General features: G+C 62.8%; 18 protein-coding genes. 6 read left to right on the top strand and 12 right to left on the bottom strand.

Going from position 1 to position 23,213, the window contains the following annotated elements; all coding sequences use genetic code 11:
- Window positions 1–92: 92 nt before the first annotated feature.
- The 3 genes from ACP7EG_RS05245 (at window position 93) to ACP7EG_RS05235 (ending at window position 6,262) form a co-directional block, all read left to right on the top strand.
- Window positions 93–458, top strand: a complete 366-nt coding sequence (locus tag ACP7EG_RS05245; RefSeq protein ID WP_426086716.1) for a YgiW/YdeI family stress tolerance OB fold protein — start codon at window positions 93–95, stop codon at window positions 456–458.
- 408 nt (window positions 459–866) lie between these two features.
- Window positions 867–5,342 (top strand): PAS domain-containing protein, encoded by a 4,476-nt coding sequence (locus ACP7EG_RS05240; protein WP_426086715.1) that lies wholly within the window; start codon window positions 867–869, stop codon window positions 5,340–5,342.
- Entirely contained in the window at window positions 5,339–6,262 is a 924-nt protein-coding gene (locus ACP7EG_RS05235; protein ID WP_426086714.1) for a diguanylate cyclase domain-containing protein, read from the top strand. Before ACP7EG_RS05240 ends, ACP7EG_RS05235 begins: the two co-directional genes overlap by 4 nt.
- Before the next feature lie 118 nt (window positions 6,263–6,380).
- Here ACP7EG_RS05235 and ACP7EG_RS05230 read toward each other — a convergent pair whose 3' ends face one another.
- The 5 genes from ACP7EG_RS05230 to ACP7EG_RS05210 form a co-directional block, all read right to left on the bottom strand.
- Window positions 6,381–6,836, bottom strand: a complete 456-nt coding sequence (locus tag ACP7EG_RS05230; protein ID WP_426086712.1) for a MaoC family dehydratase — start codon at window positions 6,834–6,836, stop codon at window positions 6,381–6,383.
- Window positions 6,829–7,317: a MaoC family dehydratase gene (locus ACP7EG_RS05225; RefSeq protein ID WP_099763378.1), complete on the bottom strand. Its 489-nt coding sequence runs from the start codon at window positions 7,315–7,317 to the stop codon at window positions 6,829–6,831. The genes ACP7EG_RS05230 and ACP7EG_RS05225 overlap by 8 nt, the downstream gene beginning before the upstream one ends.
- A complete protein-coding gene (locus ACP7EG_RS05220) occupies window positions 7,314–8,459 on the bottom strand; it encodes an acyl-CoA dehydrogenase family protein (RefSeq protein ID WP_426086711.1) in 1,146 nt (381 codons plus the stop codon). The genes ACP7EG_RS05225 and ACP7EG_RS05220 overlap by 4 nt, the downstream gene beginning before the upstream one ends.
- 16 nt (window positions 8,460–8,475) lie before the next feature.
- Window positions 8,476–9,666: an acyl-CoA dehydrogenase family protein gene (locus tag ACP7EG_RS05215; protein ID WP_426086710.1), complete on the bottom strand. Its 1,191-nt coding sequence runs from the start codon at window positions 9,664–9,666 to the stop codon at window positions 8,476–8,478.
- A 214-nt stretch (window positions 9,667–9,880) separates the two neighbouring features.
- On the bottom strand, window positions 9,881–10,498 hold the full coding sequence (locus ACP7EG_RS05210) for an FMN-dependent NADH-azoreductase (RefSeq protein WP_426086709.1): 618 nt from the start codon (window positions 10,496–10,498) through the stop codon (window positions 9,881–9,883).
- 116 nt (window positions 10,499–10,614) lie between these two features.
- Here ACP7EG_RS05210 and ACP7EG_RS05205 point away from each other — a divergent pair, with 116 nt between their 5' ends.
- Complete coding sequence (locus ACP7EG_RS05205; RefSeq protein WP_426086708.1) at window positions 10,615–11,556, top strand: LysR family transcriptional regulator; 942 nt, start codon at window positions 10,615–10,617, stop codon at window positions 11,554–11,556.
- Window positions 11,557–11,572: 16 nt separating this feature from the next.
- On the opposite strand, the gene ACP7EG_RS05200 is transcribed toward ACP7EG_RS05205, so the two are convergent.
- The 3 genes from ACP7EG_RS05200 to aceE form a co-directional block, all read right to left on the bottom strand.
- The gene (locus tag ACP7EG_RS05200; RefSeq protein ID WP_426086707.1) at window positions 11,573–13,162 is read right to left on the bottom strand and encodes an aspartate:alanine exchanger family transporter; all 1,590 of its coding nucleotides are present in this window, start codon (window positions 13,160–13,162) and stop codon (window positions 11,573–11,575) included.
- Window positions 13,163–13,402: 240 nt separating this feature from the next.
- Window positions 13,403–14,029: a glutathione transferase GstA gene (gene gstA, locus ACP7EG_RS05195; protein ID WP_426086706.1), complete on the bottom strand. Its 627-nt coding sequence runs from the start codon at window positions 14,027–14,029 to the stop codon at window positions 13,403–13,405.
- A gap of 19 nt (window positions 14,030–14,048) precedes the next feature.
- A complete protein-coding gene (gene aceE, locus ACP7EG_RS05190; RefSeq protein ID WP_426086705.1) occupies window positions 14,049–16,715 on the bottom strand; it encodes a pyruvate dehydrogenase (acetyl-transferring), homodimeric type in 2,667 nt (888 codons plus the stop codon).
- Between the two features lie 134 nt (window positions 16,716–16,849).
- On the opposite strand from aceE, the gene ACP7EG_RS05185 reads away from it, so the two are divergent.
- Window positions 16,850–17,329, top strand: a complete 480-nt coding sequence (locus ACP7EG_RS05185; protein WP_426086704.1) for a MarR family winged helix-turn-helix transcriptional regulator — start codon at window positions 16,850–16,852, stop codon at window positions 17,327–17,329.
- Here ACP7EG_RS05185 and ACP7EG_RS05180 read toward each other — a convergent pair.
- Window positions 17,314–18,435 (bottom strand): transketolase-like TK C-terminal-containing protein, encoded by a 1,122-nt coding sequence (locus tag ACP7EG_RS05180; protein ID WP_426086703.1) that lies wholly within the window; start codon window positions 18,433–18,435, stop codon window positions 17,314–17,316. The two genes, ACP7EG_RS05185 and ACP7EG_RS05180, sit on opposite strands and share 16 nt — an antisense overlap.
- 137 nt (window positions 18,436–18,572) lie before the next feature.
- On the opposite strand from ACP7EG_RS05180, the gene ACP7EG_RS05175 reads away from it, so the two are divergent.
- Window positions 18,573–18,761 (top strand): hypothetical protein, encoded by a 189-nt coding sequence (locus ACP7EG_RS05175; RefSeq protein WP_426086701.1) that lies wholly within the window; start codon window positions 18,573–18,575, stop codon window positions 18,759–18,761.
- Window positions 18,762–18,914: 153 nt separating this feature from the next.
- On the opposite strand, the gene ACP7EG_RS05170 is transcribed toward ACP7EG_RS05175, so the two are convergent.
- From ACP7EG_RS05170 to ACP7EG_RS05160, 3 genes are all read right to left on the bottom strand, one after another.
- Window positions 18,915–19,565 carry a hypothetical protein gene (locus tag ACP7EG_RS05170; RefSeq protein WP_426086700.1) on the bottom strand — a complete coding sequence of 217 codons (651 nt, stop codon included), beginning with the start codon at window positions 19,563–19,565 and terminating at the stop codon, window positions 18,915–18,917.
- Between the two features lie 55 nt (window positions 19,566–19,620).
- Window positions 19,621–21,909, bottom strand: a complete 2,289-nt coding sequence (gene metE, locus ACP7EG_RS05165) for a 5-methyltetrahydropteroyltriglutamate--homocysteine S-methyltransferase (RefSeq protein WP_426086699.1) — start codon at window positions 21,907–21,909, stop codon at window positions 19,621–19,623.
- A gap of 385 nt (window positions 21,910–22,294) precedes the next feature.
- Window positions 22,295–23,197, bottom strand: a complete 903-nt coding sequence (locus tag ACP7EG_RS05160) for an HNH endonuclease (protein ID WP_426086698.1) — start codon at window positions 23,195–23,197, stop codon at window positions 22,295–22,297.
- Between the last annotated feature and the right edge of the window lie 16 nt (window positions 23,198–23,213).

The raw sequence follows: 23,213 nt of genomic DNA, 5'->3' as shown, positions 1-23,213 counted from the left end.
TGCGGGCGAACGTAGCCTATGGCAATACCGGTGCTATCATTTCCCATACCGCCGTGTTTTTCTGACAAGGCCGTCACTATCAAAGGAATACCATGTCTCTGCACCGCAAACTCATCGTCTCCCTGGCCGCCGCCAGCGCCTTGCTGGCCGGCAGCGCGCAAGCCCAATACGTGGGGCCGACGGCCGGCCCCACCGCGCCCAGCAGCGTGGCCGCCATCCTGAAAAACCCCGTCGACGACCAGGCCGTCGTGCTGCGCGGCCATTTGCTGCGCAAAGTGAGCAAGGAAAAATACACCTTCTCCGATGGCACGGCGGAAATCCGCGTGGACATCGACGACAAGGTCTTCATGAACCGCAAGATCGACGCCAAAACCCAGGTGGAAATCCGTGGTGAAGTGGAAAAAGACTTCATGGAAAGCCCGGAAATCGATGTCGATGTGCTGACCGTCGTCCCGTAAGCTGCATTGCCATCCCGCCGCCACGGCGGGATGGGTGTCACCCCTCTTCTGTATACCTTGCACAAGCTTTTTTCCATTCAAGAAGCTAAGTAGGTCGTGGGAAATTATTGTGAAGTTATGACGAACAGAACCGGATGCTCTGCAAGGCGCCAGCTGCGACGCAGTGCGAGCACTGCTAGCAGCGGGCAACACCGCAGAGCGCCGGTTATGGAAGTCAGAAATCACAATAATTTATTGCGACCTACTTAGGCTTGTCAGCGCAATCAATTTCGTCTAGCATCTTTTCATTCAAGGTCAGCCAGCGCCAGCGTGAGCCTGCCTGTCGACTCATCCATTCTGGGAGCTTTCCGGGTGCAAGATTTGCCTTCGATACGCTCAAGAATTTCATGGCTGGTGCTCGCCTGGGTCATGCCGACGGCACTCGTGTTTCTGCTGCTCGTGGCGCAAAGCTACACGCGCGAACGCGAGCATGTCGTCAGCGAAACGGCGCAGGCGGCGCGGGCAGTCGCCGCCGCCGTCGAACGCGACCTGAACGGCGCCCAGATGGCAGCGCGCATCCTCGCCGCCTCGCCCGCCCTGCAAGCGGACGACATCGGCGCCCTGCGCATCTTGGCCGACAGCCTGTTGCAGCCAGGCATGGCCGTCAGCGCCTTCATCGTCTCCGACGCCAGGGGACGCCAGCTGATCAATACTGCCCTGCCCGCCAATCTGGCGCCGCCCCCCTTGCCGCAAAAATGGGCCGCCAGCATGGAACGCACGCGCGAGTACGGCAAGCCGCGGCTGACCAGCCTGCTCATGGCGCCCGACGAGGTGCCGCGGCTGGCGCTGAACCTGCCCTTGCCGCGTGCCCAGGGTGCCGCCCATGTATTGATTGCGCTGTACCCGCCCGACTACCTACCCTTGCTGCTGCGCGAACTGCACCTGCCTGCCTACCTGGGCGCGGCCATCATCAATGCCGACGGCATCAACGTGGCACGCACCCTGGCGCCACAGCGCTATGTGGGCCAGCGCAGCGTGGCGCCCCTGCTGGAACAGATACGCCAGGCGCGCGAAGGCGTGCTGCGCCATGCCACCCTGGAAGGCCTGGATGTCTACACGGGCTTTCGCCGCGCCCCGGACGCCGCCTGGACGGTGGCCGTCACCATGCGCAGCAGCACGGTGGCCGAAGCGCTGCTGGGCTCGGTAGTCACGGGTTCCGTCATCCTGGCCTTGCTGCTGGGTGCCGGCTTTGCCCTGGCCTGGCGCGTGGGCAGCCGCCTGGCCCTCACCCTGCAGGAACTGACCTTGCAGATCCACGCGCTGGCGCAGGGCAAACCCTTGCTCTCGAACAAGCACGCGGACCGCGAATCGGCCGACATGGCCAGCGCCCTGGGCGCGCTGGAACGCGACCTGCGGCGCCACCGCACGCAGCTTGAAAGCCTGGTGGCCGAACGCACGCTGGCCCTGGAAAAATCTACCCGCCTGCTGGAAACCGTGTACGCGACGGCACCCATCGGCTTGCTGTTCGTGGGCCTGGACTTGCGCATCGTCATGATCAACCACTACCTGGCCGCCATCCACGGCGCCAGCGTGACGCAGCATCTGGGCCGTCCCGTGGGCGCCATGCTGTTCGACGACGCCGTGCGCGCGGACGTGGAGCGCTGCGTGCGCCAGGTGCTGCAGACGGGCATGCCCATCGTCGACATCGAATTGAAAGGCCACAGCGGGCAGCAGCGCGAACAGCTGAGTCACTGGATCATCTCGTATCACCCGATTTTCGGTCCCGAGCAGCAATTGCTGGGCGTGTCGGGCCTGTGGCTGGACATTACCGAGCGCAAGCGCAGCGAAGCGGAATTCCGCCGCTCGAAACATCTGTTCGGCACCATCATCGAAAACATCCCGGCCATGGTCTTCGTCAAGCGCGCCGACAAGCTGAGCTTTGAAATGGTCAACCGCCACGCGGAACTGACCCTGGGACGCTCGCGCGAGCAATTGCTGGGCAAGACCGACCACGACTTCTTCCCGCCGCCGCAGGCTGCTGCCTTCGTCAGCGCCGACCGCAAGCTGCTGGCCACGGGGCAGATGGTGGAAGTCGAACAGGAAGCGATCAATACGGCCGACGGCACCACGCGCCACTTCACCACGCGCAAGGTGGTCTTGCGCGACGATGCGGGGCGCGCCAGCCATGTGCTGGGGGTCTCGATCGATATCACGGAACGCAAGCGCGCCACCGAGGTGCTGCACGCCACCACCTTACGCCTGGAACAGAACGAGCGCTTCATCCGCACCGTCACCGACAACCTGCCCGGCATGGTGTCGTACTGGGACGCCGATCTGCGTTGCCGCTTCGCAAATAAATTCTATAACGAATGGTTTGGCCGCAGCAGCGCCGAACTGGCCGGCATCCACATGCGCGAATTGCTGGGGCAAGAACTGTTCGACGTGTATGCGACGCATGTTGAAGGCGTGCTGGCGGGCCTGCCGCAAAGCTTCGAGCGCGACCTGCTCGATCCCACGGGCCAGGTATGCCATACGTGGACCAACTACATCCCCGATGTCGACGACAGCGGCGGCGTGCGCGGCTTCTTCGTGATGGCCTCGGACGTATCCGAACTCAAGCGCACGGAATTGCGCCTGCACGAACTCAACGAGCAGATGCTACGCGCGCGCGACAAGGCCGAGGCGGCCAGCACGGCGAAGAGCGAATTCGTCGCCAACATGAGCCATGAAATCCGCACGCCGATGAACGCCATCATCGGCCTGGCACGCCTGCTGGAAGAGTCGCCGCTGGAACGGCGCGAGCGCAGCTATGTCGGCAAGATCCAGATGGCGACCCAGTCGCTGCTCAATATCGTCAACGACGTGCTGGACTTTTCCAAGATCGAGGCGGGACAGATGGTGCTGGAACAGCACCGCTTCCAGCTCGATCGCCTGCTGGGCAGCGTCAGCGTGCTGCTGGCCAACAGCGCCTGGGCGCGCGGCGTGGAGCCCGTATTCGTGCTCGAACCCGGCGTGCCGGACGAACTGATCGGCGACGCCCTGCGCGTGGAACAGATCCTCCTCAACCTGGTCGGCAACGCCGTCAAATTCACCGCGCATGGCGAAGTGGTGCTGGCCATCACCATGGTGGCCGAGGATGCGGCCAGCGCCACGCTGGAGTTTTCCGTGCGCGACACGGGCATCGGCATAGCCGCGGCCGAACAGGAACGCATCTTCGACGCGTTTTCCCAGGGCGATAGCGGTACCAGCCGCAAATACGGCGGCACGGGACTGGGGCTGGCCATCTGCCGGCGCATGGTGGAATTGATGGGTGGCAAACTCAGCGTGACAAGCGCGCTGGGCCAGGGTTCCGACTTCCGCTTCAGCTGCCGCTTCGACAAGGTGGCGCCGCCGCCCGAGCCGCCCGGCAAGAGTATGCCCAAGGCCCTGTCGCTGCTGATCATCGACGACAATGCCAGCGTGCGCGCCATGCTGGAAGACTGGTGCGCGGCGCAGGGCTGGCACAGCCGCAGCGCCGACAGCGGCGCGGCCGGCCTGGCGCTGCTGCGCGCCAGCGCCAGCGGCCTGGACGGCTTGCCGCCGGCAGATCTTGTGCTGCTCGACGTGGCCATGCCCGGCATGGATGGCATTTCCATGCTCACCGAGGCGCGCGCCGACGAACACCTGGCGCTGCCGCCCGTGATCATGCTGGTGGCCGACCAGGACAGCGAAAACCTCGAACGCCTGGCCGACAGCCTGATGCTGGCCGGCATCGTTTCGAAACCGGCCACCCCGGCGCGCCTGCTGGCGGCCGTGACGGCCGTGCGGGATGGACGCAATGGCCGCAGCGCTCCGTCCGCGCTGCCCGTGTCCACTCCCCTGTCGGGCTTGCTGGAAGGCATGCGCGTGCTGCTGGTGGAAGACAATGAAATCAACCAGGAAGTGGCGCAGTACATCTTGCTGCACTCGGGCGCGCAGGTGGCCATGGCCGCCAACGGCCAGCTGGCCGTCGACTTGCTCACCAACACGCCGCACGCCTGGGACGTGGTGCTGATGGATTTGCAGATGCCCGTCATGAATGGCTATGACGCCACGCTGGCCATCCGCGCGCTGGGCTTGCCGGACTTGCCCATCATCGCCATGACGGCCAATGCCATGCACGAGGACCGCCTGCGCGCCATCGCCAGCGGCATGAATGCGCACGTGGCCAAGCCCATCGATGTCGACGAAATGATCGAGACCCTGATCCGGCTGGTACCGGCGCCCCTGGGAGGCAGCGGCGGCACCGTCCCGGCCGGCCATGCCGTCGCACCCATGCCGGAGGTGCCGGCCACGGTGCCCGGCATCGACCTGGCGGCGGCCCTGCAGCGCTTCGGCGGCGACTACGGCGCCTTCCTGGCCCTGCTCAAACGCTTTGAGAATTCGCAAGGCGACGCAGTCGAAGAAACACGGCGCCTGCTGGCCGCTGGCCAGACGCAGCAGGCGGCGCAGTTGCTGCACCGCGTCTGCGGCGTGGCCGCCAACCTGGGCGCCACGCACGTCGCCCGCCTGGCCGCCGAGGCGGAGAAAATGCTGAAAACGGGGCAATCGCACGCCACGGCCGCCTTGCTGGGACAGCTGGAACTGGCGATGGCCGAAGTCATCAAAGCGACGCGTGCCCTGCCCTCGCCCCTGCGGCGCGGCCAGCCGCCAGTTGCCGCGCCCGGCAGCGCGCCGCTCGACGTGCGCGCCAGCCTGGCCGAACTGCTCGTCCTGATCCGTAACAACAACCTGAAGGCGCTGGCACACTTCCACGCCCTGCAGCCCGCCCTGCAACAGTCAGACCGGGAAGCGGCGCTGGCGATGGCAAACGCGATCGAGACCCTGAATTTTTCCGAAGCGGAAAAACTCGTGCTCGATCAGCTGAAACGAGAGGAAAACAAGTGAGCTGGACCAACCTTGCCATGAACGGGCGCATCCTCATCGTCGATGACGCCATGGAAAACATCCAGATCCTGCACCAGCTGCTGCGCGAGGAACACGAGGTGCTGTTCGCCCTGAGCGGCGAGAAGGCGCTGGAAATCGCACATAATCAACTGCCGGACCTGATTCTGCTCGACGCCGTCATGCCCGGCATGGATGGCTACGCCGTGTGCAGCGCGCTGCGCGAATCGGCCATCCTCTGCGCCATTCCCGTCATTTTCGTCACGGCCCTGAACCAGCCCGAAGACGAGACGCGGGCGCTGGAAGCGGGCGCCGTCGATTTCATCACGAAGCCGTTCAACGCGGCCGTCGTGCGGGCCCGCGTACGCAGCCAGCTGACCATCAAGCGCCAGGCCGACGCCATGCGTGAACTGTCGCTGACGGACTCGCTGACGGGCGTGGCCAACCGGCGCAGCTTCAACGAGACCATGGACAGCGAATGGCGGCGCTGCGCACGCGACGGCGTGCCGATGGCCCTCATCATGGCCGACATCGACCATTTCAAGGACTACAACGATACGTATGGCCACCAGGCGGGCGACCTGTGCCTGCAGCAGGTAAGCGCCGCCCTGCGCCGCTGCGCCGTGCGCCCGCCCGACCTGCTGGCACGCTATGGCGGCGAGGAATTCATCATCCTGCTGCCGCAGGAAACGCGCGACGGCGCCGAAGTGGTAGCCCAGCGCATCCTCGACGAAGTGCGCGCCCTGGAAATTGCCCACGCCAGGTCCAGTGTCGGCCCGCACGTCACCGTCAGCCTGGGCATGGCCAGCGTCATGCCGACCGAAGGCATGGACCCCAGCACCCTGATCCGCGCCGCCGATGCCCTGCTGTACCGCGCCAAGCATACGGGGCGGGACAGGTATTGCTCGGCGGAGGGGGAGTGAGGAGGCAGGCTATCGGCTCTTTGTGTCGGCTTACGCCCTGCGGGCTAAGCCGACCTACGCCGACCTACTCCGACCTACGCCAACCTACCCCACCTACGCGGCGAGCCAGGCTTATCCCTCAGGGATAGCAGCGCATCAGGAACTCCGCCACGCACACGGGTTTCGCGTCGCCTTCCCGCTCCATGGTGACGGCCCAGTTCACTTGCGCGCCTTCCGGCAGGTCGTCGACGGACAGGATGTCGAGCCGCGCGCGCAGGCGGCTGCCGACGGGCACGGGCGCGGGAAAGCGCACCTTGTTCAAGCCATAGTTGATGGCCATGCGGATGCCAGCCATATTCAAAGCACCCTGCAGCATGGCGGGCAGCAAGGACAGTGTGAGAAAGCCGTGCGCCACGGTGCAGCCGTAGGGCGACTCGCGCGTGCAGCGCTCGGCGTCCACATGAATCCACTGGTGGTCGTCCGTGGCATCGGCAAAGGTGTCGATGCGCTGCTGGGTGATGGTAAGCCAGTCGGAAACGGCCACGTGCTGCCCGGCCAATGCCTGGAAACCGGCGATACCGGCGATATCACGCATGGTGCTCTCCTGCCGGGCGGCGGCCGAACATGCCCATGCCTTCGACGGTGGTCACCACCTCGCCGTGCTGGTTGCGCACGCTCCACACGGAAATGACGATGCCGCGGTCCGGCTTCGACGTGGACGGGCGCACTTCCTTGACCTGGTAGGTCAGCTGAAGGGTGTCGCCGGCGCGCACGGGTTTGAGCCAGCGGATGCTGTCCAGGCCGGGCGAGCCCATGCTGGACGAGTGCTTGAGCAGATTATCCACCACCAGGCGCATCATCATGCCGCAGGTATGCCAGCCGCTGGCGATGACGCCCTTGAAGATGGTTTTTTCTGCGGCAGCATGGTCGACGTGAAACGGCTGCGGGTCGAAATCCGTGGCGAAGGCGATGATTTCCTTTTCCGTCACGTGGCGCTGGCCCAGGTCGATTTCCAGGCCCTGCGTAAAGTCTTCGAAATACCAATGCTTGGGTTTGATTTCCGTCAATGCGGTCATGCGGTCTCCGTCGGCAAGAAGCCCGGCTGGGCGATAAAGCGCTCGATATGGTGCTCCACGTCGCCCAGAGTCAGGGCGATCATGCTCAAACGCTTGAAATGGTGGGCGGCGGGCAATTCGTCCGTCACACCCATGCCGCCATGCAATTGCACGGCTTGCTGGCCGACAAAGGTGGCGGCCAGCCCGACTCTCGCCTTGGCGGCGGAGACCGTGCGGCGGCGCTCAGACGCATCCGCGCTGTCGACCTTGGCGGCGGCCAGCATGGCCATCGAACGGGCCTGCTCCAGGTGGATGAACATGTCGGCCATGCGGTGCTGCAAGGCCTGGAACTTGCCGATCGGCGCGCCGAACTGCTGGCGCGCTTTTAAGTATTCGAGCGTGGCGGCAAAGATGGCGTCCATGGCGCCCACGGCTTCCGCGCACAGCAGGGCGGCGCCATAGTCGAGCGCTGCGTCCAGCACGGGCCAGCCCTGCCCCGCTTGGCCCACCAGGGCGTCGTGCCCCAGCACCACTTGCACCAGGGTCACGGTGGCGGCGCGCTGGCCGTCGATGGTGCGGTAGTCGCGCACGGAAACGCCGGGCGCGTCACTTGGCACGAGGAACAGCGAGATGCCGTCCGTATCCATCTGGCCGCCGCCGCTGCGCGCCGAGACGACAAGCGCGCCCGCCTGGGCACCGTGGATGACGACGGTTTTCTCGCCATCCAGCACGAAACCGTCGCCGCTGGCGATGGCCGTGGTGGCGATAGCGTGCATATCGTGGCGCGACTGGCGCTCGCCCAGCGCGCAAGCGAGCTTCAGGCTGCCGCTGGCCACCTGCTCCAGCACGCCATCATGGCCGCCCGCCAACGTGAGGAAACGCGCGCCCAGCACGGTGGCGAAATACGGTTCGACCACCAGGCCACGGCCCAGTTCCTGCATCACCAGCAACATGTCGACGGCCGTGCCGTCGAAGCCGCCCGCGCCGGCCGGCAGCGGCAAGGCCGTCATGCCCAGTTCGGCCAGGGTGGCCCAGGCCGCATCGGACGTGCCTGTGGCCGAGTGGATGATTTTTTGCCGCGTTTCGAAGCGGTAATCCTTGTCGACCCAGCGCCTGAGCGCGTCGGCAAATTGCTGCTGTTCCTGATTAAAATGGAAGTCCATGTCGTCTCCTTCTGGCTTACAGGCCCAGGATCATCTGCGTGATGATGTTTTTCTGGATTTCATTCGAGCCGCCATAGATCGATGTCTTGCGGTAGTTGAAGTAATACGCGGCCAGCGGCGCGGCCAGGTCGTCGCCACCACTGCTGTGCGGCGCGCTGCCGTCAAGAAATGCCGGGTCGAAGGGCAAGGCTTGCGGGCCGATGGCTTCCACCATCAGTTCCGTCAGCTGCTGCTGCAGCTCTGAGCCGCGCACCTTCAGCATCGAGGCCTGCGGTCCCGGCCCCTTGCCCTCGTCGCTGATGACGCGCAAGACCGTCATTTCCAGCGCCATCAATTCGATTTCCAGGTGGGCCACCTTGGCGGCAAAGGCGGGATCGTGCAACAGCGGCGCGCCGCGCTTGGTTTGCTGCATGGCCAGCTGCTTGAGGAACGTCAGCTCGCGCTTGGAGCGGCCAACGGCGGCGATGCCCGTGCGTTCGTGCCCCAGCAGATACTTGGCGTAAGTCCAGCCCTTGTTTTCCTGGCCGACCAGATTGCTGACGGGCACGCGCACGTTGTCAAAAAAGACTTCGTTCACTTCATGTTCTTCATCGAGCATGATGATGGGGCGCACGGTGATGCCCGGCGTTTTCATGTCGATCAGCAAGAAACTGATGCCTTCCTGTTTGCGCACCGTGCTATCCGTGCGCACCAGGCAAAAGATCATGTCCGCGTGCTGGCCCAGGGTGGTCCAGGTTTTCTGGCCATTCACGATGTAATGCTCGCCGTCGCGCTCGGCCGTGGTTTTCAGAGAAGCGAGGTCGGAACCGGCGCCCGGCTCCGAATAGCCCTGGCACCACCAGTCGTCGCAATTGAGGATGCGCGGCAGATAATAGGCTTTTTGCTCGGCGTTAGCGAAAGCCATGATGACGGGCGCCACCATATTGACGCCGAAAGGCAGGATGGGCGGCGTGGCGGCACGCGCGCACTCGTCTTCCCAGATGTGGCGCTGCACGGACGTCCAGCCCGTGCCGCCGTATTCGACGGGCCAGGCCGGCGCGGCCCAGCCTTGCTGCGCGACAATCTTGTGCCAGCGCACGTAATCATCCTTGGCCAAGCGCAAATGCTGGCGCACCTTGCGCTGCAAGTCCACCGGCAGATGGGTATCGAGGAAGGCGCGCAGCGTGTCGCGGAAAGCCGTCTCCTCGGCCGTGTAATGCAGGTCCATGTCTGTCTCCTTGTTCTTATCGGTTGCCGTGATGACTGCACGCAAGGATGCTCAGCGCACAAAAAAGCACGACCGTTCTCAAGGATTGTACAACAGAATGGGAGACGCGCCAGGCCTTTTACACAGGCCGGCGCTCAGGAGCAAAATGCCTGGCAGGCGCGTCTGCGACTAGGACAGGTGCCCTAGCCTTGGCTGCTTGCCGCGCCGATCATCATCAAACGCTCGCAGCGCGGCCGAGGTCCGCGCCGAGCTTGTCCACAAAGCGTTCCATGGTTTCCTCGCCCAGATCGACCGCCTTGGCCCCGCCGCCGGCAACGAAGGTCACGTCGCTGATACCGATCACGCCAAGTACCAGGCGCAGATATTGGGTGGCGATGTCGCGATGCTGGATGGGCGAACCCTCGGTATACACGCCACCCGATGCGATCAATACGCTTGCCTTCTTGCCCGTCACCAGGCCGCGTCCATCGAAGCCCAGCGTCAATCCCTTGCGCACGATATGGTCGATCCATGCCTTGAGCACTGCCGGAACATTATAGTTATAGACGGGCGTTGCAATGACAATGTGATCGGCGGCCAGCAATTCCGCAACGAGTTCGTCCGACAGCTGTAACTCATTCGCCATCGCGGGAGTGTGTTGTTCCACCGGGGTGAAGTAGGCTTGCAACCAGGCAGCGTTGACAAACTGAAGTCCGGCATCCATGAGGTCACGTTCGATCACTGCGCCATCCGGGTGCGCGGCACGCCAGTCCTGCACGAAACGACGCGTCATGTTGCGCGACACGGAGTGTTTGCCACGCGGACTGGTCTCGATTACCAATAGCTTAGTCATACCATCATCCTTAAAAGTGTATTGCGGGAAAGGCCTGAAGCGAGCTCGTCGATCAGGCTGCTTATGTGCCTACAATATATCGCCGCGAATATATTTCTAATAGAGATTAAAATGTGATGATATCCATCGAAAATTGTGATGGATTTCACCATGGAGACGCTATTGTGATTGGAAGTCTGACGCTGGATCAGTTGCGGGTGCTGGTGACGATCGCCGATACGGGCAGTTTTTCTGCCGCCGGTCGACAACTTGGTCGCGTGCAATCGGCCATCAGCCAGGCCATAGCGACGCTGGAGGATGTGCAAGGCGTGCTGCTGTTTGACCGCAGTGGCCATCGACCGCGCCTGACCGAGACTGGCAGGGTTCTCGTTGAGCAGGCGCGCCTGGTGTTGGCAAGCGCTGCCCGCTTCGAGGGCGTGGCAATGGGGACGCGCGCAGGCCTGGAACCGGAACTCGTCATTGCGATCGATCCTCTGGTGCCGACGGCACCCTTGATCGAAAGCCTGTCGGCACTGAGCCGGACGTTTCCCAATCTGCCCGTCAGCTTTTCGACAGAAGGCCTGGGCGGTTCGCTGCGGCGCCTGCGAAATGACCCGGCCGCCATCGGCATTTGCCTGCTGCTGCCGTCCATTCCAGACGACATTGCCGCCTATCCGCTGCTGCGCGTCGGCATGCAGGCTGTCGTGGCGCCAGGGCACCCACTTGCTGTGTTAGGGCATCCGGCGACGCAGACCGATCTGGAGCCGCATGTCCAGCTGGTGCTGTCAGACCCCGTCAATCCGGGCAGTGAAAACTTTGGGCTGGCAAGTGGGAAACTTTGGCGCTTCGTCGATCTTGGCCGCCGCCTGGACTTCCTGCTCGGCGGTTTCGGCTGGTGCCGCATGCCCGACCATCTCGTGTTGCCCTTCATTGCCGCCGGGCGCCTGATTGGCATTGAAATCGAACACGATCCAACGCCCCGCGAGGGACTGACGATTTATGCGGCGCATCAGCGAGGCCGCACACTCGGGCCTGCCGGGCGATGGTTGCTGGACGACCTCACCCGACGCCTGTCTTGATCGATCCTGACCGCAATCAGCCATACAGATGCAGCAACACCTGCACGGCGACGATCTTGACGATGGTCATGCTGGGGAAAATCATGGCGTAGCCCAGGTTCGGGCGGTCCGACTTGGCCAGGCGGTTGGCGAACACCAGCACGGCCGGGTTGCCCGTGGCGCCGGCTGCAATGCCCAGCAATTCAGGAAACGGCAGGCGCAGGAAGATCTTGCCCAAAATCACCACGAGAGCTACCACCACCAGCACCGTCACGGCACCGAGCACCAGCATGGGCAAGCCATCGGCGCCCACCTGCTGCACGAACGGCAAACCGGAGGCCATGCCGACGGAGGCGAGGAAAATCGTCAAGCCATAGTTGCGCATGACCAGGTTGGCCGACAGGGGCAAGCGCCAGCTGATCTTGCCCACTCTGCCCAGGCGGCCCAAAATCAGCGCCATCACCAGCGGCCCACCCGCCAGGCCCAGGCTGAACGAGCCTATCCACGGCAATGGGATCGGCACCAGGCCCAGCAGCACGCCCAGCACCATGCCCATGCCCAGCGAGACATAGCTGAACTCGGCTGTGGCCGTGATGGAATTGCCGAACAGCTTGCGCACGTCGGCCGCATGTTTCGCTGGAGCAATAGCCATCACCCTGTCGCCAAATTCCAGCGTCAGGAACGGGTGCGGCAAGATCATGGCGTCGCCACGGCGTATGAACGCGATCTGCAGGGGGAAGTCTTTTGCCAGGTTCAGCTCACCCAGGGGCACGCCGACGATTTCCGCGTCCGACACGAACACTTCCGTGCCGTCGAACGCGCTGCGGTCCTTCATCAAGCGGCCCGGGTCCAGGTGGCCCAGCGCCGTGCGCGCCGCTTCCACGCCCGCCACCGTGCCCGATACCATCAGCGCGTCGCCCACGCCGAGCACGAGGCTCGGATCGGGCAAGCGGTTCTGGTGACCCTGGCGCACGCCGATCACTTGCACGCCCGCCAGCGGGCCATCGGCCAGTTCGGACAGGGCCGCACCCGCCAATTTCGCTTCATCGATGGTAATTTCCGACACGACGATGGGCGCAGGCGGCGGCGTCAGCACGGGTTTTAATATGCGCCCGGCCAGGTACAGGCCCAGCATGGGGCCGACGACGCCAAACGGATACGCGACGGCATAGCCGACGGCCGCATCGCCATTGCCGTGCGACGCTTCCAGCGCCGCCTGCAGGGCGGCCGTGCTGGTCATGGCGCCGGCAAACACGCCGCTGGCCATGCGCAACGAGATATCGATCCACTGCCCGCCCCAGACGGACACGGCCAGGCCGCCCATGACGGCGGCAAAGGCGATCAGATTGTGTTTCTGCCCCGCGCCGCGCAAACCGGCGAAAAATTGCACGCCATACTGCACGCCTATGCCATACAGAAACAACAGCAGGCCGATGGAGCCGACCATCGGCGGCGGTACGGCCCCAGGAGCAAAGGCGCCCAGCGCCAGCCCCGCGAACAGCACGCCCCCCACGCCCAGCGAAAAACCGAACACGCTGATGCGCCCCAGCGCATAACCGGCGCCGATGACGAGAAACAGGGCGAGGATCGGCGTGGACTCCAGCGTGTGGCGAAATAATTGAAGCATCAAACAACCTTGATCTGGAGAAAGCCCAGTTTAGCATGCACAAAAGCAACACGATGGCGATGATGACAAGCAAGCGTGCGCACGTTGATGCGGCAAAAACGGGCAAAAAAAAGCCCGCTACGGGAGCGGGCTGAATCTAATTCCTGTGAGGAAGTAGAGGAGACAGGTGCAATGATGCCGCGTTGCAGCATAACAATCTAATTGTATGTTGTGATGATAGAAATATGATTTATCAATATCTCAGGCCCGCTGCCGCGCCGCTTCCCTGTGCATGGCTTCGCGCACGGCCGGCCTCGCGCCTATGCTTGCCAGCAACGCCCTCACCTGCGGGAAAGCGTCCAGGTCGACTCTGGCAACATCCGACCAACTGAGGATGGTGTACAGATAGGCATCGGCCACGGTAAAGGTGTCGCCCAGCAGCCAGGGGCCGCCGGCCGCCAGGTGCCGCTCGACGTGGTCGAGCCGCGCGGCGATGCGCGAGCGGGCCACGTCCTGCGCCTGGGTGCCGTATTCCGGGTGGAACAGCCAGGGACTGAAGGCCTTGTGCAGCTCGGTGGCGATAAACCCCAGCCACGATTGCAGCCGCACGCGCGCCAATGAGCCCGGCGGCGGCGCCAGGCCGCTGTCCGGCGCCAGGTCGGCCAGGTATTCCACGATGGCTGTGCCTTCCAGCAAGATGGTGCCATCGTCCAGCGCCAGCGCTGGCACATACAGGTTCGGATTCACCTGCGCGTAATCGGCGCCCGTTTCCGTGACGCGTGGAATCTTGCGGATGTCGACTCTTTCCAGTTCCAGCGCGATGCCCGCCTCGATGGCCACGATGTGCGGCGACAGGGAACATGTTCCCGTTGCGTAATACAGTTTCATGCTGCACTCCTCGAAAAAGTTAGACGGACGCGGGATCAAGTTTTTCCACGTCGATGCCGTATCGGGCGATGGCCTCGCTAACCTTGCTGCGCGGCAGTTGTCCTGCGTCGGCCAGCGCCGTCAGCGCGGCCAGCACGATGAAATGGCGGTCCACTTCAAAGAAGGTGCGCAGGGATTCGCGCGTATCGGAACGACCGAAGCCATCCGTGCCCAGGGCAACAAAGCGCCGGTCCGTCACGAAGGGGCGCACCTGGTCAGCCACGATCTTCATGTAGTCGGTGGCGATCACCACGGGGCCTTGCCGGCTGGCCAGGCATTGCTGGATATACGCCACGCGTGGTTCGCTGCCAGGGTGCAGCATGTTCCAGCGCTCCACCGCCAGGCCGTCGCGCCGCACTTGCGTCAGGCTGGTGGCGCTCCACACGTCGGCCGCCACGCCGAAATCCTGCTGCAGCAGCGCGCTGGCAGCCTGCACTTCGCGCAGGATGGAACCGCTGCCCATCAGTTGCACGCGGGGCAAGGAGACTGCCGGGCTTTCCTGCAGCAGATACAAGCCCTGCAAGATGCCCGCCTCGGCTCCTTCCGGCATGGCCGGATGCGGATAGTTTTCATTGAGCAAGGTGATGTAATAAAAAATATCTTCCTGCTCGGCAAACATGCGGCGCATGCCGTCGTGGATGATCACCGCCAGTTCGTAGGCATAGGTGGGATCGTAGGAAATGCAGTTGGGAATCACGGACGACAGCACGTGGCTGTGGCCATCGTCATGCTGGAGTCCTTCGCCCATCAGCGTCGTGCGGCCCGACGTGGCCCCCAGCAGGAAGCCGCGCGTGCGGGCATCGGCTGCTGCCCAGGCCAGGTCGCCCACGCGCTGCAAGCCGAACATCGAATAGAAGATGTAGAACGGAATGGTCGCCAGGCCATGGTTGCTGTAGGACGTGCCGGCCGCGATCCACGAAGAAATCGCACCCGATTCGTTGATGCCCTCCTGCAAGATCTGCCCATCCTTGGCTTCCTTGTAATAGCTGAGCTGGCCCGCATCCTGCGGCGTGTACAGCTGGCCCAGGTAGGAATGGATGCCGATCTGGCGGAACAGGCCCTCCATGCCGAAGGTGCGCGACTCGTCCGGCACGATGGGCACGATGATCCTGCTCAAGGCGGGGTCTTTCAGCAGGGTGCCCAAAATGCGCACGAAGGCCATGGTGGTGGACGCGCCCCGTTCGCCGCTATCCTTGAGCTGGGTGGCGAAGGCGGACAGCGGCGGTATGGGCAGGGGCGCCACCTTGCTGATGCGGGCGGGAATGTAGCCGCCCAGCTGCGCCCGGCGCGCCGCGAAGTAGCGCGCTTCCTCGCTGTCCGGCGCTGGTTTCAGATACGGCATCTCTTCCAGCTGGGCATCGCTGACGGGCAGCGCGAAGCGGTCGCGGAAGGCGCGCACGGCGTCGGCGCTCATCTTTTTCAGTTGATGGTTGATGTTCTGCCCTTCGCCCGCCTCGCCCATGCCGAAACCCTTGACGGTTTTCGCCAGGATCACGGTCGGGCGCCCCGGCGTGCGCATGGCTTCCGCGTAAGCCGCGTGGACCTTTTCGGGATCGTGACCGCCGCGCGTCAGTTGCCAGATGTCGTCGTCGGACATGTGCGCCACCAGCGCCAGCAGTTCCGGATACTTGCCAAAGAAATGCTCGCGCACATACGCGCCATTCTGCGATTTGAAGGTCTGGTAATCGCCGTCCACGCATTCCATCATGCGCTGGCGCAACAAGCCGCTCGTATCGCGCGCCAACAAGTCATCCCAACCGCTACCCCAGATGACCTTGATGACATGCCAGCCCGCCGCGCGGAAGGTGCCCTCCAGCTCCTGAATGACCTTGCTGTTGCCGCGCACGGGACCATCCAGGCGCTGCAAGTTGCAGTTGACGACGAAGATCAGGTTATCGAGGCGCTCGCGGCCGCCCAGGGAAATGGCGGCCAGCGATTCCGGCTGATCCATCTCGCCGTCGCCGAGGAAAGCCCACACCTTGCGGCCCTGGTGCGGCTTCAAGTCGCGGTACTCGAGGTAACGCATGAAACGCGCCTGGTAGGCGGCCGTCAGCGGCCCCAGTCCCATCGATACCGTGGGGAATTGCCAGAAATCGGGCATCAAACGGGGATGCGGATACGAGGACAGGCCCTCGCGCCCCGCTTCGCGGCGGTAATTGTCCAGCTGCGCCTCCGTGATGCGGCCTTCCAGATAGGCGCGGCCGTAGATGCCCGGCGCGGAATGGCCCTGGATGTAGACCAGGTCGCCGGCAAACTGGTCAGTATGGCCGCGGAAGAAATGGCTGAAGCCCACGTCGTACAGCACGGCCGCCGACTGGTAGGTGGCGATGTGGCCGCCCACGTTCGAATGCTTGGCTGCGCGCAACACCATCACCATGGCGTTCCAGCGGATGTAGGCATTCAGGCGGCGCTCGATGGCCAGGTCGCCTGGATAAGCGGGCTGGCGCGCCGTGGCGATGCTGTTGGTGTAGGCGGTGGTGACGCGGCCGTGCATGCCGCCGTGCTGCGCGGCATCAATATCGACGAGCTGGTCGAGCAGGTAGTGGGCGCGCGGACGCCCTTCCACGGCGACGACGGCCTGCATCGCTTCCAGCCATTCTTTGGTTTCCTGCGGATCGATATCGGGTACAGCGAGGGATGAGGTCATGGCAGTCTCCTGGGGGTGGGCATTCATCGTCATGATCGATTGCCACTGCAATCATTGCATTTGCAATCGTTATGCCGGCCATTGTATAGCGCTATAATTGCATTTGCAACTGTGATCGTTTTGGAGGAATACCGATGTCTGCAACTGAGTCTGCAAGCAAGTCCGCAACCGCGCCCGACCTGTGGTTTTCCTTCGTGCGCACGCACCGCTTGATGATCCGCGAGATCGAGCGCCGCCTGGCGGCGGCCGACCTGCCCGTGTATGCGTGGTATGACGTGCTGTGGGGACTCGAAAGCGGCCCGGACGGTTCGCGCCGCATGCACGAACTGGCCGACGCGCTGGCCATCGAACGCTACAACCTGACGCGCCTGGTGGACAAGCTGGAAACGGACCGGCTGGTGACGCGCACGCGTTCGATGGAAGACGGGCGCGCCGCCTTCGTGTCCATCACGGAAGATGGCAAGGTCTTGCGCAAGAAGATGTGGGCCGTGTACCAGGCCACCGTGGCCGATCTGTTCCTGGCGCAATTTGACAGCGGCGAGCAGCAGGACTTCAGCGCCGCCCTGGCCCGCGCCGCCGAGGCGGCACGCCATGCCGCTCAGAGCAAGGCGTAACGCCGCAGCGCGTATTCGACGAACTGCAGGGGCAGCGCACCGTCGTCGGCCAGAGCCTTCAAGGCGGTGACGGCCAGCCATGGCGCGCTGACCTCCATCATGGCATCCGCGCCGACGGCGATGAAACGCCCGCGCACGTAGCCGCCGATCTGCCCCGCGATGTGCTGCCCGTAGCCGGTGACGGCGATGACGGGTGCGGCACTGTCGTCGAGGCAGCGCCGCACATGGGCCAGCCTTGGAGTGGCGCGCGGGTGACGCAGGTTCCACTGCTCCGCCGCCTGCGCATCGCGCGCCAGGCGCGTATAGCTGGGGCAACTCCACACTTGCGTGGCGATATCCCAGTCTTCCTTCAGCAAGCGGGCGGCATCGGCAACGACGGCCAGCATCCGTCCCGCTCCACACAGGCGCACCCGGCCTGGCGCCGGACTCGGCGGCGACACGCGGTACATGCCAAGACTGGCCGCTGCCGCATCGGCGGCCGACAAGGGCGCCGCCGCATCTTCATCCGCACCTTCGTCCGCATCTTCGTCATGTATGGCCAGATAGTAATAGCCTGACTGCTGATCCAGGTACAGCGTTTCCAGCGCCGAGCGCAGGATGGCGCGCACTTCCTCGCCCGTCGCCGGATCGAACGGGGTGCAATTGTGCTGCGCGGCCAGCCAGGCGGGCAGCGCGGGCTGCACGCCTTTCGGCCAGCGCGAGGCGTGCGTTTCCGCATCGTTGCAGACGATGCCTCGCTCACCCGACTCGACCAGCAGCGCGCGCAAGGCCTGCAGCGAGGCGGGGCTGCACAGGTAAAGCAGCGGCTTTTCCGCCTGCGTCGCGGCAGGGCGATAGCGCACAGCCCAGGCGCCCGCAGATGCCCCCACGTCCCAAGAGTCGCCGTCCGGAACTGGAAGCGCCGGCGTACCCACCTTGCGCATCCGCGCCACCACGGCGCCGCCCTGCTTCAGGCTGCCCGCCATGACGCCCAGCGCGCGGCGCGGCGAAGCATGTGGTAGTGGCAAGCCTGACGTTGGCGCCAGCGCGGCCAGGCAGGCTTGAAAGGCGTGGCCCGTTTCGCCGCCTGGCAGTGGCGGCTGGAACAATGAAGGGGGTGTATGCATGGCGGCTCCTGTCTCGGTATCGCTTGCGCATGGCAGACATTGCCTATACGATTGCAAATGCAATGATTGTAGTTGCAATCCTTTGCGCGAACAAGGGACACACGAGCCAACCGAAATTCCTGCCTTCAAGGTGAAAAATGACGCTGAACAATCCTGAAACCGTGCGCATGGCCTATGCCGTGAAGCTGACGAATGCGCAAGTCGAGGCGGCCAAGCGCCTGTATGCCGCGCATTTTGGCTCCATGGACAACCCGCAGGCGCTGGCCGCCATCATCGCGGCACTGGCGCGCAACTACAGCTCGGCCGTGGCGGCGAACGTGCTGTAACCGATGAGACAGGCAAAAAAAAGCCCGCTGCGGGAGCGGGCTGAATCTAATTCCTGTGAGGAAGTAGAGGAGACAGGTGCAATGATGCCGCGTTGCAGCATAACAATCCAATTGCATGTTGTGATGATAGAAATATGTTTTATCAATATCTCGTCAGGCCGTTCCGAAAATAATGAGTTTTCGATGCGATCCTGGTTCACGCGTCACCAGCACGCGGGCTTGCTCTACGGTTACGCAATCCTGCGGCGCAAACCCCGCTGGCACTGTCTGCACATCGCGCGCGATGCGTTGCGGATCATTGATCACGTCATAGTCTGCACGCTTGAAAAACAGCTGCTCGATACCGGCGTCTCCCTGCGGCAGCGGCTTGACGACGATGAGCGACCAACGGCCTTCATCCCCCAGAAAATGCTTTTGCTTCAGGAACAAGTTGACGCGATCTGCATGAGGTGCCGAGTCGCTCAGCTCGCTCTGATAAAGACCCATCGGACACAGCAGCGTGCCGGCTGGCCACCCCATATCGGGCAGCGCTGTGACCGTGTCCGGCCGCAACTGGGCCAGATGGCGGTCGAACGGGTGTTTTTCCGCCGAACAGGCACCGAGCGCCATCAGCGCAAGCATGCCCACGGCGCGCAACAAAGAAATCATCAACTTGCCTCCTTTATGTGTATGGTCAAGCAAGGGTATCTTAAGCGATGAAGCAAAAAAAAGCCCGCTGCGGGAGCGGGCTGAATCTATTTCCTTGGAGGAAGTAGAGGAGACAGATGAATGATGCCGCATCGCAGCATCATTATCCAATTGCATGTTGTGATGATAGAAATAGCTATTCCCTATATCTACCCTCTCCCCCCGCTCAGCCTCAAGCCGCGTTATCGCCGCGCAAGGTTTTCGCCGCCGCCACCATGTTCGCCAGCGCGGGAATGACCTCTTTCCAGCCGCGCGTCTTCAGTCCGCAATCGGGGTTGACCCACAGGCGCTGCGCGGGGATGCGCTCGGCCGCCTTGCGCATCAGTTTCACCATCTGTTCCTGGCTTGGAATGTTGGGCGAGTGTATGTCGTAGACGCCGGGGCCGATGTCGTTCGGATAGTTGAAGTCATCGAAGGCGTCCAGCAATTCCATGTCGGAACGCGAGGTTTCGATGGTGATCACGTCCGCATCCATGTCGGCGATCTGCGCGATGATGTCGTTGAATTCCGAATAGCACATGTGCGTGTGGATTTGCGTTTCGTCCGCCACGCCATTGGCCGTGATGCGGAACGATTCCACGGCCCAGCGCAGGTATTCGGCCCATTGCGACTTGCGTAGTGGCAAGCCTTCGCGCAGTGCCGCCTCGTCGATCTGGATCACGCGGATGCCGGCCTGTTCCAGGTCCAGCACTTCGGCGCGCATGGCCAGCGCCAGCTGGTAGCACGATACGGAGCGGGGCTGATCGTCGCGCACGAAGGACCAGTTCAGGATGGTGACGGGACCCGTCAGCATGCCTTTCATCGGCTTGTCCGTCAGCGACTGGGCGTAGGTACTCCACTCGACCGTCATGGCGCGGGGGCGGCTGATGTCGCCGAACAAAATGGGCGGCTTCACGCAGCGCGATCCATACGATTGCACCCAGCCGAACTGGCTGAAGGCGTAGCCATCGAGCTGTTCGCCGAAATATTCCACCATGTCATTGCGTTCTGCTTCGCCGTGCACGAAGACGTCCAGGCCCAGGGTTTCCTGTTCCTTGACGCAATGGGCGATTTCCGCCTGCATCAGCTTTTTGTAGCTGGCTTCGTCCAGCTGGCCGCTGCGGAACTGGCTGCGCGCCTGGCGGATTTCCGTCGTCTGCGGGAAGGAGCCGATGGTCGTCGTCGGATACAGCGGCAGTTGCAGCAGCGCAGCTTGCTTGGCCGCACGCTCGGCATAGCCGCTGGCGCGCTGGCCCAACGTGGCATCGATGCGCGCCACGGCCGCTTTCACTTCCGGATTGTGCACGCGCGGCGACTGGCGGCGCGCTTGCACGGCCGCATGATTGGCATCGAGCGCCGCCTGCACGGAGGCGCGGCCATGGTTCAGGGCGCCGGCAATGGTGTGCACTTCATCGAGTTTTTGACGGGCAAAGGCCAGCCAGGAGCGGATATCGGCATCGAGCTTTTGTTCGCTATCCAGATCGGCGGGCACGTGCAGCAGCGAGCACGACGGCGCGATCCACAGGCGCGATTGCAGGCTGGCATGCACGGGTTCCAGCCATGCCAGCACCTCATTCAAATCCGTCTTCCAGATATTGCGGCCATTCACCACACCCAGCGACAAGACGCTGGTGGCGGGCAATTGGGCGATCACTTGCCCCACTTCATCGCGGGCATTGATGGCGTCGAGATGCAAACCTTGCACGGGCAGCTTGCACGCCAGTTCCAGGTTATCTTGCAGCTTGCCAAAATACGTGGCCAGCAGCAGTTTGACGTGATTGACCTTGCTCAAGGCATCGTAGGCCGTGACCAGCGCTTGCTGCCACTCACTGCCCAGTTCCGTGACGAGTATCGGTTCGTCGATCTGCACCCACTCGACGCCCTGGGTGGCCAGTTCCTGCAATAGTTGAACGTAGACGGGCAGCAAGCCTTGCAGCAGCGCCAGCTTGTCGGAATCATCCTTGGCCTTGCCCAGCCACAAATAGGTGACGGGGCCGATCAGCACGGGCTTGGCTTTCACACCCAGTTGCCGGGCTTGCGCCAGTTGCTGCAACAGGCGGCTGCTGTCGAGCTTGAATTGCGTGTCGGCCGCAAATTCCGGCACGATGTAGTGATAATTCGTGTCGAACCATTTCGTCATTTCACCGGCATGGACGCAGCTGCAATCGCTGTCGCTGGCCGAGCGGCCACGCGCCACACGAAAATAGTTGTCGAGCGCCGCGCCTTCCAGGCCACGCACGCGCTGCGGCAAGTTACCCAGGGTAAAACTCAGGTCCAGCACCTGGTCATAGAAGGAAAAGTCGCCCACGGGCGCGAAGTCCAGCGCGTTCTGCTCTTGCCAGTGGCGCTGGCGCAACTCCGCGCCTTGGCCTTCCAGCGCGTCCAGGCTGCTTTGGCCCTTCCAGTAATCTTCCAGGGCGAATTTCAGTTCGCGTTTGGCGCCGATGCGCGGGTAGCCCAGATTGTGTGTCGTGACGGTCATGACGGTGCTCCTTATGAAGTATGCACACATCATAGAAGGTTCCATCCATTAAAAATAATGATAATATTTTATATATCCATGAATACTACTCATGTGAGATCATACTCGAATGCATCTGGCCGTCTTGCGCGGGTCATGCCTGAACCGCTGAAACGGACGACGGCATCGACCACCAGCACTGTGTGGTGGCGATGGGCAAAAAAAAGCCCGCTGCGGGAGCGGGCTGAATCTATTTTCTTGGAGGAAGATAGAGGAGACAGATGCATGATGCCGCATCGCAGCATATCAATCCAATGACATGTTGTGATAGCGGAGATATGAATTATCCATATCTCGTACAAGTTGCGAAACAGGCAGCGACATCAACGGCAGTTGCGGCCACTATTCAATCCTGGGGCGGCGAACAAAAGGCAAAGCGTTGCCGATGCATGCGCAGATAATATTTCTGTTCTTCCCTCAAAACGATACGCAACGGAGCAGGCAAACCGATGAGTTCACGATGCCGCCCCAGCAGCGAGGGGGAGCACAACATGGCGCCATCATCAGCAAAGCTGATCAGGCCCCGATCGAACAAGGCATCCAGGGTCGCGATCAGCGGCAAACCATTATGGGGATCAAGGCGCTGCTGATCAGTGGCCCCTTGCCAGGACAGCGCATGCGAAGCACGCAGAACCGGCTCAAGATCGCACCCCGTTACCGCACATTTTCTATCCCACAATGCGAGCAATTCGTCCCGATACCTGCCTTGGCCCCGCCGGGCCTGGCACAGTATTTCTATCTCCGTTGATCGCCCCTTCCCCCTCGAAAGCAAATCATGGATATCATTTTGCTCCACCCTGCTGGCGATCAATGCGAGGATGGCTTCCTTCCCTTTGTTCAAGGCCCCGAAAGCTTGTCGGGGATTGGTGCCGTGAAAAACGACGACTTCGGCCGAGGAGACAGGCGTACTGCGCAGATCAGCATACCAGCGCACCATGCGGTGATACTCTTCTGGTTCATTCGGACTGACCACTCCCCCGCCGCGATACACGATGACTGGCGCGTCATCGAGCACTGTGCCAGCAGCAACGATGCCGATCTTGTTTACCCATAACAGCAGGGTGTCACCGCGCTTGGGCCGCTTGATCTTTTCCAGGAACTCGGGGCCGCCACTGGTCACCGCAACGCCCCTGACTAACCATTCGTTATGAAAACTGAACTCATTATTGGACGTTGCATCGCTATTGATGAAAAACGTGTCCGCCTCAGGAACTTTTTGCTGTCCTTTGCTCAGATTTTCATGTGCCATGTCGGACTTTCATAGG

It is taken from the genome of Janthinobacterium sp. PSPC1-1 (assembly GCF_049897625.1).
GTDB classification, from domain to species: domain Bacteria; phylum Pseudomonadota; class Gammaproteobacteria; order Burkholderiales; family Burkholderiaceae_D; genus Janthinobacterium; species Janthinobacterium tructae.
This window is presented reverse-complemented; position numbering and strand designations above follow the sequence as displayed.

Coding starts and splice junctions, on each gene's coding strand:
- ACP7EG_RS05200 (WP_426086707.1), bottom strand. CDS start 13,162: ATGCTTCAATTATTTCGCCACACGCTGGAGTCCACGCCGATCCTCGCC.
- ACP7EG_RS05170 (WP_426086700.1), bottom strand. CDS start 19,565: ATGCAATTGGATAATGATGCTGCGATGCGGCATCATTCATCTGTCTCC.
- ACP7EG_RS05215 (WP_426086710.1), bottom strand. CDS start 9,666: ATGGACCTGCATTACACGGCCGAGGAGACGGCTTTCCGCGACACGCTG.
- ACP7EG_RS05210 (WP_426086709.1), bottom strand. CDS start 10,498: ATGACTAAGCTATTGGTAATCGAGACCAGTCCGCGTGGCAAACACTCC.
- ACP7EG_RS05225 (WP_099763378.1), bottom strand. CDS start 7,317: ATGACCGCATTGACGGAAATCAAACCCAAGCATTGGTATTTCGAAGAC.
- aceE (WP_426086705.1), bottom strand. CDS start 16,715: ATGACCTCATCCCTCGCTGTACCCGATATCGATCCGCAGGAAACCAAA.
- ACP7EG_RS05220 (WP_426086711.1), bottom strand. CDS start 8,459: ATGGACTTCCATTTTAATCAGGAACAGCAGCAATTTGCCGACGCGCTC.
- metE (WP_426086699.1), bottom strand. CDS start 21,909: ATGACCGTCACGACACACAATCTGGGCTACCCGCGCATCGGCGCCAAA.
- ACP7EG_RS05205 (WP_426086708.1), top strand. CDS start 10,615: ATGATATCCATCGAAAATTGTGATGGATTTCACCATGGAGACGCTATT.
- ACP7EG_RS05175 (WP_426086701.1), top strand. CDS start 18,573: ATGACGCTGAACAATCCTGAAACCGTGCGCATGGCCTATGCCGTGAAG.
- gstA (WP_426086706.1), bottom strand. CDS start 14,029: ATGAAACTGTATTACGCAACGGGAACATGTTCCCTGTCGCCGCACATC.
- ACP7EG_RS05230 (WP_426086712.1), bottom strand. CDS start 6,836: ATGCGTGATATCGCCGGTATCGCCGGTTTCCAGGCATTGGCCGGGCAG.
- ACP7EG_RS05160 (WP_426086698.1), bottom strand. CDS start 23,197: ATGGCACATGAAAATCTGAGCAAAGGACAGCAAAAAGTTCCTGAGGCG.
- ACP7EG_RS05240 (WP_426086715.1), top strand. CDS start 867: ATGCCGACGGCACTCGTGTTTCTGCTGCTCGTGGCGCAAAGCTACACG.
- ACP7EG_RS05245 (WP_426086716.1), top strand. CDS start 93: ATGTCTCTGCACCGCAAACTCATCGTCTCCCTGGCCGCCGCCAGCGCC.
- ACP7EG_RS05185 (WP_426086704.1), top strand. CDS start 16,850: ATGTCTGCAACTGAGTCTGCAAGCAAGTCCGCAACCGCGCCCGACCTG.
- ACP7EG_RS05180 (WP_426086703.1), bottom strand. CDS start 18,435: ATGCATACACCCCCTTCATTGTTCCAGCCGCCACTGCCAGGCGGCGAA.